Genomic DNA, 15,477 nt, shown 5'->3' with positions numbered 1-15,477 from the left:
ACCTGTTTCAGTCTTGTACAATGTAAAAGACTTGAGAAATGTTGATCTTACCGTAGTATACCCTTTCTTTTTATCTTGAAAAAGAAAAAAAGATCTATTTCACTAAAAAATCCCCATATGTGATGGGGATTAAACAGATTTTCTTTTCATTTCTTCTTCTAGTCCATCTTTCTTCTCGTCTGGCGGGTTAACCAAACACTGATCCAGCACTTCTTGGAAGTGCTTCACAGGCACAATGGTGACCCCTTCAATCTCTTTTAAGATCGACTGCTGGTTGTCATAAGGAATAATGACGGTTGTGGCACCAGCCTGCTTCGCTGCCTTTATCTTCGGTATCACACCACCGATCGGCTTCACCTGACCTTGCAATCCGATTTCACCCGTCATGGCTGTCAGATGATCAATCGGGATTTGATGTATGGCTGAGAAGATTGCGGTCGCCATGGCAATCCCAGCAGACGGCCCATCAATAGGGGCACCGCCTGGAAAATTAATATGGATGTCATATTCATTTGTCCGAATGCCTAAATTTCGAAGTACCGTTAATACATTTTCAACTGACCCTTTGGCCATACTTTTTCGTCTAATGGATTTCGATTGATTGCCAATGCTTTCTTCTTCTGCAATCCCTGTAATGTTGATACTACCTTTTTCAAGCGCCTTACAGATGTTCACTTCAATCTCAAGCAGGGCACCGCTGTTTGGTCCATAAACAGCCAATCCATTGACTACCCCCACTTTTGGCTTTTCCGGTACTTTTTGTTCATATCTTGGTGTCAGCTGGCTCGAATGAATAACCCATTCTACATCTTCGATCGTGATGTCTTTTCGATTTTCCGTGACCGCCATGCCAGCGGCAATCTGCACCATGTTGACGGCTTCACGTCCATTTTTCACATAGGAGGTTAACAGGTTCAGCCCTTCATCACTTAATTCCTTTTGAATTTTTTGGACAGCCTTGGCAGCGACGATTTTCAGTTCATGCTGGTCAAGGTCTTTAAAGAAGATTTCGAGACATCTTGACCGGATCGCTGGTGGAATTTCGTCAGGTGTTCTTGTCGTGGCACCTATCAATCGAAAATCGGCCGGAAGTCCATTTTGGAAAATATCATGAATGTGATTCGGGATTTGGGTATTTTCTTCACTGTAGTAGGCACTGTCTAAAAAGACTTTCCGATCTTCCAGCACTTTGAGCATTTTGTTCATTTGGATCGGATGCAGCTCACCAATTTCATCGATAAACAGAACCCCGCCATGAGCATGTGTGACGGCTCCTTGTTTTGGCTGCGGAATGCCTGCCTGTCCCATTGCTCCAGCCCCTTGGTAAATTGGGTCATGCACGGAACCAATAAGCGGATCTGCAATGCCTCGTTCATCGAATCTCGCGGTTGTGGCATCGAGCTCTACAAAGACCGCATCTTTTTTAAAAGGAGAATCAGCGTGACGCTTCGCTTCTTCCATCACAAGACGGGCAGCGGCTGTTTTACCGACTCCCGGTGGTCCGTAGACGATGACATGCTGTGGGTTCGGCCCGCATAGTGCCGCTTTTAGTGCACGAATGCCGTCTTCCTGCCCTACAATATCCTGAAACCCCTTTGGCCGGACTCTCTCTGATAAAGGTTCACTCAGCTTGATTGACCGCATCTTTCTGAGTGCCTCCATTTCTTTCTTTGACTCTTTGTCTATCGTCACCTTTTGTGTGCGCTGATTTCGCAGTAAGTTCCAAAAGTACAGCCCGATGACGATACCAAAGAACAGTTGTATGAATAAAACGATTCCTGTCCAGCTCAATCGGTGCTCCCTCCTTCATCTATCGTATGTATTGGTTTCTGTCTGCTAGTATTTCCTAGAGCTGGACGGAATAAACACAACTTCCACGATAAATAAAAAACTCCTGAATCAAAAGGATTCAGGAGTGAGACTACTCTTATGCAGATGTTTTCGTATCTTTATTAACGACTGTGCCGTCCTTTAACACAAGACGCGGCGACACGCCATCAGCAACTGTTGCACCAGTGATGACACATTTTTCAATATCATCACGTGATGGAAGGTCAAACATCACATCAAGCATGATGCCTTCAATGATTGAACGTAGACCACGAGCTCCTGTTTTACGCTCAATTGCTTTTTTCGCAATTTCGCTAAGAGCATCTTCTTCAAATTCTAGCTCTACATCATCAAGCTCAAGCATTTTTGTATACTGCTTAACGAGTGCATTTTTAGGCTTCGTCAAGATCTCTACAAGTGCTTTTTCATCTAACGGCTCTAGGCTTGCAATAACCGGCAAGCGGCCGATGAATTCTGGGATTAAACCGAAGCGAAGCAAGTCTTCTGGGAGTACTTTTGATAAAAGAACTTCTTTTTCAAGATCTTCGATTTTATTTTCCGCACCGAATCCAATGACTTTTTGACCTAAGCGGCGTTTGATGATTTGCTCAATGCCGTCAAAGGCTCCACCACAAATAAAGAGGATATTTGTTGTATCGATTTGAATGAATTCTTGATGAGGATGCTTACGTCCACCTTGAGGCGGTACACTAGCGACAGTTCCTTCAAGAATTTTCAATAGTGCTTGCTGAACACCTTCCCCAGATACATCACGAGTGATAGAAGGGTTTTCTGATTTTCTTGCTACTTTATCGATTTCATCGATGTAGATAATACCTTTTTCTGCTTTTTCTACATCATAATCGGCTGCTTGGATCAGCTTTAGTAAAATATTCTCTACGTCTTCACCAACATAACCTGCTTCAGTTAAAGATGTTGCATCTGCAATCGCAAATGGCACATTTAAAATACGAGCAAGCGTTTGAGCAAGTAATGTTTTACCGCTTCCTGTTGGCCCAATCATAGAGATATTACTTTTCGAAAGCTCAACATCATCAATCTTGCTGTTGGAATTGATCCGTTTGTAGTGATTATAAACCGCTACAGCTAAGGATTTCTTCGCATTTTCTTGGCCGATGACATATTCATCAAGAATCTCCCGAATTTCATGAGGCTTCGGAACATCCTTGAATTCAACTTCTTCCTCAGTGCCGAGCTCTTCTTCAACTATTTCCGTGCAAAGCTCGATACATTCATCACATATATATACGCCAGGTCCTGCGACCAGTTTACGCACTTGATCTTGCGTTTTTCCGCAAAACGAGCATTTTAATTGACCTTTTTCCTCGTTGAATTTAAACATTCTTTCACCCCTTATTCTTCTTCACTTGCCTGTAGCTAACAGTCAGCTACCTTTCTGGGTCCAGTATGTATGCATTTTACCATACTTTCCTAAAAGACGGTAATGATGTGTTTCTAACACTGCACATCGAGATATGTATAACAGAAAGATGCGACTTACACTATCGTTTCCAAAAGAAGCGATGATAAGTCAAAAATTGTACAAAACAAGGCACGAGTCACTCGCGCCCTGTTTTATTATTATGCACCATATTAACGGTTTTCTACAAGAAAATCAATTGCTTTACGAACTTTTAGATCTTCTTTCATTGCGTCAGTAGATCCGATCGCTTGTTTAATATTTTCAATTGGCATGTTGTATGCTTCAGCCATTTTTGAAAGCTCTTCTTCTACTTCTTCATCAGACACTTGTACGTTTTCTGCAGCAGCAATTGCTTCAAGTGTTAGGTTAGATTTTACGCGTTTAGCAGCATCTTCTTTCATTTGCTCTTTCAGCGCATTTTCATCTTGTCCTGAGAATTGGAAGTAAAGCTCAAGGTTCATTCCTTGCATTTGAAGGCGTTGTTCGAATTCTTTCATCATACGGTCTAGCTCTGTGTCAACCATCGCTTGTGGGATGTCAACTTCCGCATTTTCAGAAGCTTTCTCAACTAGCTCTTCACGAAGTTTACCTTCTGCTTCGTTTTCTTTCGCTTCTTCAAGACGTTTCTTTGTTTTTTCAGTTAGTTCAGCAAGAGTTTCTACTTCTTCATCAACATCTTTCGCGAACTCATCGTCAAGTGCTGGAAGTTCTTTTGCTTTGATTTCGTGAATTTTCACTTTGAATACAGCTGGTTTACCTGCAAGGTCTTCAGCATGGTATTCTTCTGGGAAAGTGACTTCTACGTCTTTTTCAGCTCCAGTTTCAAGACCAACTAACTGCTCTTCAAAACCAGGGATGAATGAATTAGAACCTACTTCAAGAGAGTAGTTCTCAGCTTTTCCGCCTTCGAATGCTTCTCCATCAACGAATCCTTCGAAATCAAGAACAACTGTATCGCCGTTTTCGATTGCGCCTTCTTCTTTGATAACAAGCTCAGCTTGACGGTTTTGCATGCCTTTTAACTCTTCTTGTACATCTTCATCAGTGACAGTAGCGTCGTCTTTTTCTACGTTAAGACCTTTGTAGTCACCAAGTTTCACTTCAGGCTTCACTGTTACTTTTGCAGTGAAGATTAAGCTTTCGCCTTTTTCGATTTTCTCAACATCGATTTCAGGGCGGTCAACTGGCTCGATACCAGCTTCGTCGATTGCTTTTGGATACTCAACTGGAAGAAGAATATCTAATGCATCTTGATAAAGAGATTCTACACCAAAACGCTGTTCGAAAAGACCACGTGGTACTTTCCCTTTACGGAATCCAGGGATCGATACTTGCTTAACAACTTTCTTAAACGCATCATCAAGTGCTTTGTTAAATGTTTCAGCATCAACTTCTACCGTTAAGATGCCTTCGTTACCTTCTTGTTTTTCCCATTTTACTGACATGTGTGTTTCCCTCCAAAAATCTATTCAGATTGTGCGTTGTTACATTCTAAAGCATCATAAAGACTTCGTCCAATTAAAAACCACGCACGCCGCTAAAGAAGCGGTATTATGTATACAACATTTGACTTGATTATACATATCGTCTTTCAACCATTGGAATCGACAACTGCACGATATATGCACAAATACAACCATTATATTATAACATAACAAGTCCGTCTTTCAACTAAATCGACAAATTACAAATAAGAAATTTCTTCAATATCTTTCAGCATTGTGCAAGCTTCTCTCAGCTCTCGTTCATCAAATTCATACAATAGATGCAATTCTTCGAGGTCAATCTCGATCCCATGCATTTCATAGCCGACTTTATGAAGTGCTGCTGCCCAAAGATTCGGATCTGTGTATTTAGGAAGAAATGGATATAGTACAAATAAGTGCCGGCGCCATAACTCTTCCACGCCTTGGTAAAGGGTTGGGTTCTCATTGCCGAGTGTGTCATCGAGCTTTCGAAGGACTTGCTGAAGCAGCGGCATTTGCTCTGGTTTAACAGCCTCAGAAGGAACAAGCGTTAAAGAATCACCGAACTTCGTCACATGAACCGGCTTTGCCACATCATGATCTGACAGAAGCTGCAGAATCAATGATTTGACCAAAGGGTTTCCATCAGGCTTTTGTAGGATCGTATTTAATAGACCCATGTGCGGCGTGATGTTTCGGTCTTTCAGCGAATGGATGAACTGCACCTGCTCCTCTGGACGCTCGAGCAGATCATCTATATTGATTTCACTGCCGTCATCTTCATCTTCATCTAAAATCTGTTCAGGCGATTCGATCATTTTTCTACTAAATTCGAGCAGCTTGTAAAAATGCTCCGCGCTTTCTGCTGGAAGGTGGTTTTCCTCAAGTACTGCTTCAATTGTCTGCTTCACTTCTTCATATTCTTTCAGCTGAATTAAGATTGTCATATACACTTGAAGCACGGTGAAGTAATGACCATATCCTTCATGCAGCATCTTTTCACACACACGCTTTGCATCCTGCAGCTCGCCCAGCTCCAGAAAACAAATCGCCATACCGAGATGAATATCGGATTCTTCATCGTCATCATAAGATTTTGCTTCTGAAAACAAGTGAAGTGCCTCTTGATACTGTTTATCTTTTAATGCTGCCATTCCTTTTTCAATCAGTCTTTCTTTCAGACCAGGAAACAAAATGACATTATCTTTCTTCTTGTCATGTTTCATGCTTACGTTCCTTTCGGGCGCATATTTTTTATCAGTTTACCAACGAAGGTTAGTAAACACAAGTAACGAGAGGTTTTCATGCAAAAAAGAAGCCGTCACACCTCGGGCGGACGGCTTCTTGTTGTTTACGCACGCAGCCAGCTGCTGCGCTTATCTTCAAATGCTTGAATGTCATCTTCTAGTAGTAAAGTTAATGAGATTTCATCATAGCCATTCAGGAGCATTTCTCTCCAGTGAGGATCCACATCAAAAGGAGTGATATTCCCTTCGTGATCTTCTATTTGCTGTTTTTCAAGATCAACCGTCATCTCATACCCTTTGTTCTCATATGACGCAGCGAATGTTTTCCACACATCATAATCAAGACGAATCGGAAGCATCCCATTTTTAAAGCAGTTTTGGTGAAAAATATCTGCGAATGATGGTGCGATGACAATTTTGAAACCATAATCATCAAGTGCCCAAGGAGCATGTTCCCTTGATGATCCGCAGCCAAAGTTTTCTCCTGCGATCAAAATGGATGAACCTTCATAAATCGGCTGATTCAGTTCGAAATCAGGATTTGGGCTGCCATCGGCTAAATACCGCCAGTCGAAAAAGGCAAACCGGCCATATCCTGTTCGTTCAATTCTTTTCAAAAATTGCTTCGGAATAATTTGATCTGTATCTACGTTGATACGGTTAAGCACAGCGGCTTTTCCTTTGTGTGTGACTAAAGGCTCCATCTATGACAACTCCTTACACGACTGTTTTCTCTTGATTAAACTTCCTGACATCGACAAACCGGCCATGTATTGCAGCCATTGCGGCCATTGCCGGGCTGACAAGATGCGTTCTCGCACCTTTTCCTTGACGACCCTCAAAGTTACGGTTTGATGTGGATGCGCAGCGTTCTCCTTCTGGTACCACATCGTTATTCATGCTGAGACACATACTGCAGCCAGATTCTCTCCATTCAAATCCTGCTTCAAGGAAGATTTCATGAAGACCTTCTTCTTCTGCCTGCAATTTGACGCTTTGAGAGCCAGGCACGACAATCGCTCTGACATGATCAGCTACCTTTTGTCCTTCTATCATAGAAGCTGCTTGGCGTAAATCAGTCATTCTTGAGTTCGTACATGAGCCAATAAACACATGCTCAATCGTAATATCTTCAATACGCTGATGCGGATGAACCCCCATGTATTCGTACGCACGAATCGCTTCTTTTTGGTCATCCTCTTGCGCAAAATCTTCAGGTCCTGGGATGGATGCATCTACAGGCAGTACCATTCCTGGGTTAATTCCCCATGTGACCATTGGTGAAATCTCATTCCCATCTAAAACAATCGTTTTATCATAGGTTGCACCCGGGTCTGTTTTAAGTTCTTCCCATTCTTTAATCGCTGCTTCGAAGTCTTCTCCCTGCGGTGCATATTTGCGGCCGCGGCAATATTCAAAGGTGACTTCATCAGGTGCAATCAACCCTGCTCTTGCGCCTGCTTCAATCGACATATTACAAACGGTCATACGTTCATCCATCGTCATGTTTCTGAATACTTCCCCAGTGTATTCAATGACATAACCTGATCCGAACTTCACGCCATGCGCACCAATGACTGCTAAAATGACATCTTTGGCCGTTACCCCTTTTTGCAGCTTTCCGTCTACTCTAATTTCTAATGTTTTGGGACGCTGCTGCCAAAGTGTTTGTGTGGATAGTACATGTTCAACCTCACTTGTACCGATGCCAAAAGCAAGTGCGCCAAATGCGCCATGAGTGGATGTATGACTATCTCCGCAAACGATTGTTTTTCCCGGAAGTGTCAAACCAAGCTCTGGTCCAACGACATGGACGATTCCTTGGTCTACACTGTGAAGGTCAGCTAGACGGACACCAAATTCAGCACAGTTGCGCTCTAGAGCACTCACTTGTTTTTTAGCAACCTCATCTTTGATCACAAATCGATTCACAGTCGGGATGTTGTGATCCATCGTCGCAAACGTGTTTTGAGGTCTTCTCACCTTGCGCCCTTTTTGTCTTAATCCTTCAAACGCTTGAGGCGATGTCACTTCATGCACCAAGTGCAGATCAATATATAAAAGGTCTGGTTTCCCCTCGCCGCTTTTGACAACGTGCTGATCCCATATTTTTTCGATGATTGTTCGAGGCATAACCCTTTTCCTCCCTCTACCTAATTCCACAAGATTCTATTTATACAATTGTTTTCGCGCGCTGCTTGAGTGCGTCTACAACTGCATGAGTGATGTCTTCAGTTGTTTGATACGTTCCCTCTTTTGCAGATAAATCCTTTGTTCTTTTGCCAGAGGCAAGAACAGCCTCCACAGCTTCTTCTATGGCAGCCGCTTCATCTTCTAATGCAAAGGATGTTCTAAGCAAGCTTGCTGCCGACAAAATAGTTGCCAGAGGGTTTGCGACGTTTTGCCCCGCAATATCGGGTGCTGATCCATGAATTGGCTCATATAAATGAAGGCCGGTGCTTGATAGACTGGCAGATGGCAGCATACCGAGTGATCCAGTAATCATTGAAGCCTCGTCACTTAAGATGTCACCAAACATATTCTCTGTCACAATGACATCAAATTGTGCAGGCTTATAAATCAGCTGCATGGCGGCATTATCAACGAGCATGTGCTCGAATTCAACGTCTGGATATTGAGAAGCCACTTCTTCTACCGCATCCCGCCATAGTTTACTAGAAGCCAGAACATTCGCTTTATCCACAGACGTTACTTTTTTCCGTCTCGTTAACGCCATGTCGAATGCTTCTTTTAGTACACGGACAATCTCTTCCTTTGTATAAAGAAGCGTATCAACCGCAGCTTCTTTTCCTTCTTCATCTGTATAGCGCTCGCTTGGTTCACCAAAATAGAGACCACCTGTTAATTCACGAACGATGACAAAATCGACTCCGTTAATGTGATCCTGTTTTAACGGTGACGCCTCGCTTAAGCTATCGAACACTTTGACAGGACGAATATTAGCAAATAAGTCCAATTGTTTGCGGATGGCGAGCAAGCCTTTTTCCGGACGAAGCTCTGGTGGGTTTTGATCCCATTTTGGTCCGCCGACTGCTCCTAATAAAATCGCATCCGCACTCTTGCAGACATCAACCGTTTCTTTTGGGAGCGGATTGTTTTTTTCATCTATTGCGATACCGCCAATGAGCGCCGTTTCGAATTCGAATTCGTGCCTAAATTGAGCCGCTGTCTCTTTGAGGACAGCGACCGCTGATGTCACAACTTCCGGTCCGATTCCATCGCCGGGCAAAAGTGCAATTTTCTTTTTCATGAGGACCTACCTCCTTTCCTATGAGATCGCGTGATGTTTCTCAATTTCAATGAGATTTGATTTAAAGATTAAATGCCTGTTTACTGCATTGACGTAGGCTTTCGCCGATGCTTCCAGCACATCTTGCGCTACACCGCGTCCAGCTGTTTCTTTTCCTTCTATTGAAACATTGACATATACTTCCGCTAGTGCATCTCTGCCTTTTCCATTTGATTGAATACGGTAGTCTAGCAAATGAATTCTTTCCTCCATACAGCGCTCCAGTGTGTTGTACACAGCTTCTACACTGCCTGCGCCTGTAGCTGCTTCTTGAATAACTTCCTGCGTTTCTTGATTTTTCAGAGAGACCGTTGCTGTCGGCATCTGCTCTGTTCCATAATGCACTTGAAGACTTTCAAATTCGTAGCCAATTTTTCGGTCTGCTACTTTTTCTTCCAATATAATAGAAATCAAATCATCATCTGTGATTTCTTTTTTCTTCTCCGTCAAATTCTTGAAGGTTTCGAAGAACTTATTGATTTCTTCTTCTGTTAGTTTAAAGCCTAGCGTTTTCATGCGGTCTTTAAACGCATGTCTTCCGGAGTGTTTCCCAAGGACAAGTACATCTGTTGTCACACCGACAAGCTCTGGAGATATGATTTCATAGGTTGTTTTTTCTTTGAGGAAACCATCTTGGTGAATACCTGATTCATGTGCAAAAGCGTTGTTACCAACGACAGCTTTATTGCGCGGTACAATCATTCCTGAGTATTTGCTCACTACATCACTTGTACGCTTAATTTCATTCAATTGAATCGTTGATTCGACCTGGTAGAAGTCTTTTCGAATATGAAGAGCGACTGCAATTTCTTCTAAAGCGGCATTTCCTGCACGTTCTCCAATTCCGTTAACAGCCGTTTCAATTTGATTTGCTCCATTTTCAATGGCTGCAAGTGAGTTTGCTACAGCCATCCCTAAATCATCATGACAGTGAGCAGACAAGTTGACGCGGTCGATATTTGGAACATGTTCCTTCATATATTTAAAGATATTGCCATACTCTTTTGGCGCTAAGTATCCAACTGTATCTGGCAAGTTAATGACACTCGCTCCAGCGTCAATGACCTTCTCTACAATTTCTGCTAAGAAAGCAAGATCTGTACGACATGCATCTTCTGCTGACCACTGGACAACTGGAAAACGTTCCTTCGCGTATTTCACCATGGAGACAGCCTGTTCTACGACCTCTTCACGTGTTTTCTTTAGTTTATGCTCCAAGTGAATATCAGAAGTAGCGATAAAGATATGAATTCTTGGTTCCACTCCATCTTTTAACGCTTCCCATGCAGCATCAATGTCACCTTTTACACATCTCGCAAGACCAGCAACTGAACAATTTTTGATCGTTCTAGCAATTTCTTGTACGCCTAAGAAATCCCCTCGGGATGAAGCGGGAAAACCCGCTTCAATGATATTAACCCCAAGGCGCTCAAGCTGCTTTGCAATGATTAGCTTTTCTTGTGCATTTAAGTTCACTCCTGGTGATTGCTCTCCATCTCGAAGTGTTGTGTCAAAAAAATTAATTTTCCGCACCGACGCTCACCGCTTCCTTTTTCTTTCCTTGTTTGACGAAAGGCATCATTTCACGAAGCTTTCTTCCAACGATTTCAATTTGGTGCTCATTTTCATTAGCATTGATCGCATTGAAACGTGGACGATTCACTTGGTTTTCAACAATCCATTCTTTTGCAAATGTTCCGTTTTGGATATCAGTCAAGACAGCTTTCATCGATTCTTTTACGTTTGCATCCACAACGCGTGGTCCTGATACGAAGTCACCCCATTGTGCTGTATCAGAGATTGAATATCTCATGCCTTCTAATCCTTCTTCGTACATAAGGTCAACGATCAGTTTCAGTTCATGTAGACACTCGAAGTATGCAAGCTCTGGCTGATAACCAGCTTCTGTTAATGTTTCAAATCCTGCTTTTACTAGTGAAGTAAGACCCCCGCAAAGGACTGCTTGCTCACCGAATAGATCCGTTTCCGTTTCTTCTTTAAATGTTGTTTCAAGAACGCCCGCTCTTGCTCCACCAATTGCTTTTGCATAAGCAAGTGCTTTATCTTTCGCTTGACCAGATACATCTTGATAGATGGCAAATAGTGCAGGTACACCAGCGCCTTGCTCATATGTTCTTCTCACAAGATGTCCTGGACCTTTTGGAGCCACAAGATACACATCTACGTCACTTGGAGGAACGATTTGATGGAAATGAACGTTGAATCCGTGTGCGAATACAAGTGAGTTGCCTGCTTCTAATTGATCTTTGATTTCTTCGTCATATACTTTCTTTTGCTGCTCATCTGGAAGTAGTACCATGACGATGTCTGCTTGTGCTGCCGCTTCTTTTACTGTGAATACTTGATGGCCGTCTTCTTGTGCTTTTGTATAAGATCCGCCTTTTCTCACGCCGACGATGACATCTACGCCGCTTTCTTTTAAGTTCAATGCATGTGCATGACCTTGTGATCCATATCCAATGATGGCAACCTTTTGACCATTTAATACGTTTTCTTGAATATCACCGTTATAATATACTTTTACCATTTGACTCTCTCCTTTTGTTTAGACAATTGAAATTGTTTTATTTTGTTGCGGCTTTTGCTGATTATCTCTCGCAAAGGCCGTGGTGCCAGTTCTGGCGACTTCTTTAATGCCGTATGGCTTAAGTAATTCAATGAGTGCTTCAATTTTTGAAGACTCACCTGTCACCTGAATGACGACACTCTCTCTGCTCACATCTACAATAGAAGCTCTAAATGGTTCAATGACCCCTGTGATCTCCATTCTAGATGCTGGTGCAGAAACGACTTTTATCAAAGCCAGCTCTCGCTGGACGATTGATTGGTTTGTAATGTCTGTTACTTTGAGAACATCAATTTGTTTGTTCAGCTGTTTTGTTAGCTGTTCGATGTCTTTCTCTTGGTCTACATGGACGACGAACGTGATGCGTGATACATCTTGAATCTCAGAATGGCCGACCGTAATGCTTTCAATGTTGTAATGTCGTTTAGTAAAAAGGCCAGTGATTCGGTTCAGTACGCCTGATCGATTTAATACAGTCAACACAATAATTCTTTTCAAGGTTTCACCCCCACCATCTCATGAAGTCCTTTCCCCGGTGCTACCATCGGGAATACTTTTTCATCTCTCGCTACATTGACATCGATGAAAACAGGCTCTCTAGAGGTTAGCGCTTCTTCAAGCTTTTCTTTCGCCTCTTCGTCTGTTGAGATTCTGATTCCTTTAATGCCATAAGCTTCAGATAATTTAACGAAGTCTGGCTGCTCTGAAAATTTAGAATATGAGTAGCGTTCTTCGTAGAAAATTTCTTGCCATTGTCTTACCATTCCAAGGCTGTGATTATTTAGAACAATCACTTTCACTGGAAGGTTCAGCTCACGGATAACGGCAAGTTCTTGCAAGGTCATTTGGAAACCTCCGTCTCCTAAAATCGCCACAACCGTTGCCTCTTGATCAGCCAGCTGAGCGCCGATGGCTGCCGGTAAACCGAAGCCCATTGTACCAAGGCCACCAGATGTGACCCACTTATCAGCATTTTCAAACGGGTAGAACTGCGCTGCCCACATTTGATGCTGTCCGACATCAGTTGCCACAATGGCTTCACCTTTTGTGAATTGATGAATGTATTCAATCAGCTTTTGAGGCTTAAAGCCCTCTGCTTCGTTTTCAACGTACCAGAGCGGATATTCTGCCTTCCACTGATCTAGTTGGTTTTTCCATTCGTCTGACTCTCCTTGCTTCCCGTCTTGCTTGATCAGCTCTTCAAGGACTAGCTTACTGTCTCCAACAACCGGGATATGGGTATGAATGTTCTTACCAATTTCCGCCGGGTCGATATCAATGTGTGCTACCTTCGCATGTTTCGCAAAGTGATTGAGGTTGCCAGTTACCCTGTCATCAAATCTTGCACCGATTGAAATGAGCAGATCACATTGGTGAAGGGCCATATTCGCCGCATATGTGCCATGCATACCAGCCATCCCTAGAAATAGAGGATGCTTTGCTGGGAATCCGCCAAGTCCAAGCAGTGTATGAGCGACTGGGATTTGCTGCTGCTCTACATACTGCCTTAATTCTTCAGATGCTTTGCCATGAAGAACGCCAGCTCCTGCTAGAATGACTGGTTTCTTCGCTCTACTTACAGCTTCTACTAATTTGCGAATTTGCAAATAGTTCGGCTCTACTTTTGGCTGATAACCAGGTAAATCTATTGGCTGATCATATTCAAACGTTCCTTCAATGCCTGCCACATCTTTTGGAATATCAATCAAGACTGGACCAGGTCTGCCTGTTGTTGCGATGTGGAACGCCTCTTTAATGACACCCGGTAATTCCTCTGGATTTCTCACCTGGTAGCTGTGCTTTGTGATTGGCATTGTGATGCCGAGCACATCTGCTTCCTGGAAAGCATCCGATCCAATAACTGAGGTTGCCACCTGTCCTGTGAAGACAACAAGAGGAAGTGAATCAATCATTGCATCTGCAATTCCTGTGACAAGGTTTGTAGCTCCAGGTCCTGATGTCGCAATGACAACACCCGGTTTGCCAGATACTCTTGCGTATCCTTCTGCTGCGTGAATCGCTCCCTGCTCATGCCTTGGCAGGACATGAAATAAACCAGAATCATAAATTTTATCGTAGATCGGTAAAACCGCTCCGCCTGGATATCCGAAAATGACTTCTACTTTTTCTCTTTTGAGTGCTTCAATTAGCATGAGTGCACCGTTCATCGTTTGTGGTGCTTTAGATGTTTCCGTCTCCACTTGTACATTTGTCCCCATTTGATTTCCTCCTCTTTGTCTTGCTTCAGTCAAGTCTTTTCACCCTTTTCTATTCAAGATCGAGATTTTAGACCATATAAAAAAGCCTTCTCACCCCACAATGACACTACTTTTCACTAGGTCAAAGGGGCGAAAAAGCTTTGTTTTTCGCGGTACCACCCTTGTTCACGGCAACATCTGCTGCCGTCTCATGGACATCTTTCATCCATTTTGGTAACGAGTGAGCAATGTCACTCGGTCTGCCCTACTATCATTTCAAGCAGACACTCAGAGGTGAGTTCACTTTAGAAAGTAACACCGGTTTCCAGCTACCACCGGCTCTCTGTAGATACTGACTCTAAAACTACTAGTCCTCTTCAACGTTTATCGATATCTATTTAGCTTGCGTGAATGTTTTCATCTGTAAAAACGACTTTTTCTCCTTCTTTAACGACTCGCTTGCGGAATTGTTCAAGAAGTTTGTTTGTGTGAACCCCAGGTTTCCCTTCACCGATTGTACGGCCGTCAACCTTTACAACGGCAATCACTTCGGCTGCGGTTCCAGTTAGAAAAACTTCTTCTGCTGTATACACATCGTGCCTTGTGAATGGTTCTTCTTTCACTTCATAGCCTAAGTCTTCTGCAATCTCCATGATGGCATTTCTTGTGATGCCTTCAAGAGCGCCGATATAACCTGGCGGTGTATAGAGCTTACCTTTTTTATAAATAAACACATTGTCTGCAGAACCTTCTGCCACGTACCCTTGATCGTTCAGCATCAGTGCTTCACTCACACCGGCCATATGGGCTTCGATTCGGACAAGGATGTTATTCAAATAATTTAATGATTTCACTTTTGGACTCAGTACATCTGGACGATTTCGCCTCGTCGGTACCGTCACAATATCAATACCTGTTTCATAAAGGTGCTTTGGAAAGATGGCCAGCGGCTCTACAATGATCACTGTGTTGGCTCTCCCGCAGTTGTTTGGATCTAAACCAAGATCACCAGCTCCTCTTGAGACAACAAGACGGATATAGGCATCCTTCAGTCCGTTCCTTTCAACTGTATGAATCATTTTTTCCGTGAGTTCCTCAAGTGAATATGGAATGTTCAGCATAATCGATCTGGCGGAATCATACAGGCGGTCTAAATGTTCCTTCATTCGAAAGATATTTCCGTTATACACGCGTATCCCTTCGAACACACCGTCACCGTATAAGAAGCCATGATCATAAACTGAAATTTTCGCATCCTCTTTTTTCACGAGTTCATCGTTTAAAAAGATCCACTGTTCCTTTTGGTCTTCCATTTTCAGTGAGCACCCTCTCTTTCAAACAAAAAGTAGTTGAATTTTCAGACACTTTATATTAAAGCGCCTCACGCTTGCTCTG

The 15,477-nt window shown here is 42.9% G+C and carries 12 protein-coding genes and 1 other annotated feature; all 12 genes read right to left on the bottom strand.

The window, feature by feature from the left end; translation table 11 throughout:
• Nucleotides 1-129: 129 nt before the first annotated feature.
• The gene (lonB, locus tag QRN39_RS07580) at nucleotides 130-1,791 is read right to left on the bottom strand and encodes an ATP-dependent protease LonB (protein WP_003216675.1); all 1,662 of its coding nucleotides are present in this window, start codon (nucleotides 1,789-1,791) and stop codon (nucleotides 130-132) included.
• Between the two features lie 136 nt (nucleotides 1,792-1,927).
• Nucleotides 1,928-3,193, bottom strand: a complete 1,266-nt coding sequence (gene clpX, locus QRN39_RS07575; RefSeq protein WP_003216176.1) for an ATP-dependent protease ATP-binding subunit ClpX — start codon at nucleotides 3,191-3,193, stop codon at nucleotides 1,928-1,930.
• Nucleotides 3,194-3,444: 251 nt separating this feature from the next.
• Complete coding sequence (gene tig, locus QRN39_RS07570) at nucleotides 3,445-4,719, bottom strand: trigger factor (RefSeq protein WP_284906789.1); 1,275 nt, start codon at nucleotides 4,717-4,719, stop codon at nucleotides 3,445-3,447.
• 239 nt (nucleotides 4,720-4,958) lie between these two features.
• Entirely contained in the window at nucleotides 4,959-5,966 is a 1,008-nt protein-coding gene (ddcA, locus tag QRN39_RS07565; RefSeq protein ID WP_137054895.1) for a DNA damage checkpoint antagonist DdcA, read from the bottom strand.
• Between the two features lie 125 nt (nucleotides 5,967-6,091).
• Entirely contained in the window at nucleotides 6,092-6,691 is a 600-nt protein-coding gene (gene leuD, locus QRN39_RS07560; protein WP_003216415.1) for a 3-isopropylmalate dehydratase small subunit, read from the bottom strand.
• A gap of 13 nt (nucleotides 6,692-6,704) precedes the next feature.
• Entirely contained in the window at nucleotides 6,705-8,120 is a 1,416-nt protein-coding gene (leuC, locus tag QRN39_RS07555; RefSeq protein ID WP_050943637.1) for a 3-isopropylmalate dehydratase large subunit, read from the bottom strand.
• Nucleotides 8,121-8,160: 40 nt separating this feature from the next.
• Nucleotides 8,161-9,258 (bottom strand): 3-isopropylmalate dehydrogenase, encoded by a 1,098-nt coding sequence (leuB, locus tag QRN39_RS07550; protein WP_003216515.1) that lies wholly within the window; start codon nucleotides 9,256-9,258, stop codon nucleotides 8,161-8,163.
• A gap of 18 nt (nucleotides 9,259-9,276) precedes the next feature.
• A complete protein-coding gene (locus tag QRN39_RS07545) occupies nucleotides 9,277-10,830 on the bottom strand; it encodes a 2-isopropylmalate synthase (protein ID WP_050943635.1) in 1,554 nt (517 codons plus the stop codon).
• Nucleotides 10,817-11,845 (bottom strand): ketol-acid reductoisomerase, encoded by a 1,029-nt coding sequence (gene ilvC, locus QRN39_RS07540; protein WP_003216490.1) that lies wholly within the window; start codon nucleotides 11,843-11,845, stop codon nucleotides 10,817-10,819. Before ilvC ends, QRN39_RS07545 begins: the two co-directional genes overlap by 14 nt.
• 18 nt (nucleotides 11,846-11,863) lie before the next feature.
• Entirely contained in the window at nucleotides 11,864-12,382 is a 519-nt protein-coding gene (ilvN, locus tag QRN39_RS07535) for an acetolactate synthase small subunit (RefSeq protein WP_003216637.1), read from the bottom strand.
• Nucleotides 12,379-14,103: an acetolactate synthase large subunit gene (gene ilvB, locus QRN39_RS07530; protein ID WP_284906787.1), complete on the bottom strand. Its 1,725-nt coding sequence runs from the start codon at nucleotides 14,101-14,103 to the stop codon at nucleotides 12,379-12,381. The genes ilvN and ilvB overlap by 4 nt, the downstream gene beginning before the upstream one ends.
• Before the next feature lie 122 nt (nucleotides 14,104-14,225).
• Nucleotides 14,226-14,472, bottom strand: a binding site (T-box leader).
• An 8-nt stretch (nucleotides 14,473-14,480) separates the two neighbouring features.
• Entirely contained in the window at nucleotides 14,481-15,395 is a 915-nt protein-coding gene (gene ilvE, locus QRN39_RS07525) for a branched-chain-amino-acid transaminase (protein ID WP_284906786.1), read from the bottom strand.
• Nucleotides 15,396-15,477: the final 82 nt, after the last annotated feature.

The sequence above is a fragment of the Bacillus sp. lyk4-R2A-2 genome, from assembly GCF_030209735.1.
Classification (GTDB): domain Bacteria; phylum Bacillota; class Bacilli; order Bacillales; family Bacillaceae; genus Bacillus; species Bacillus pumilus.
This window is presented reverse-complemented; position numbering and strand designations above follow the sequence as displayed.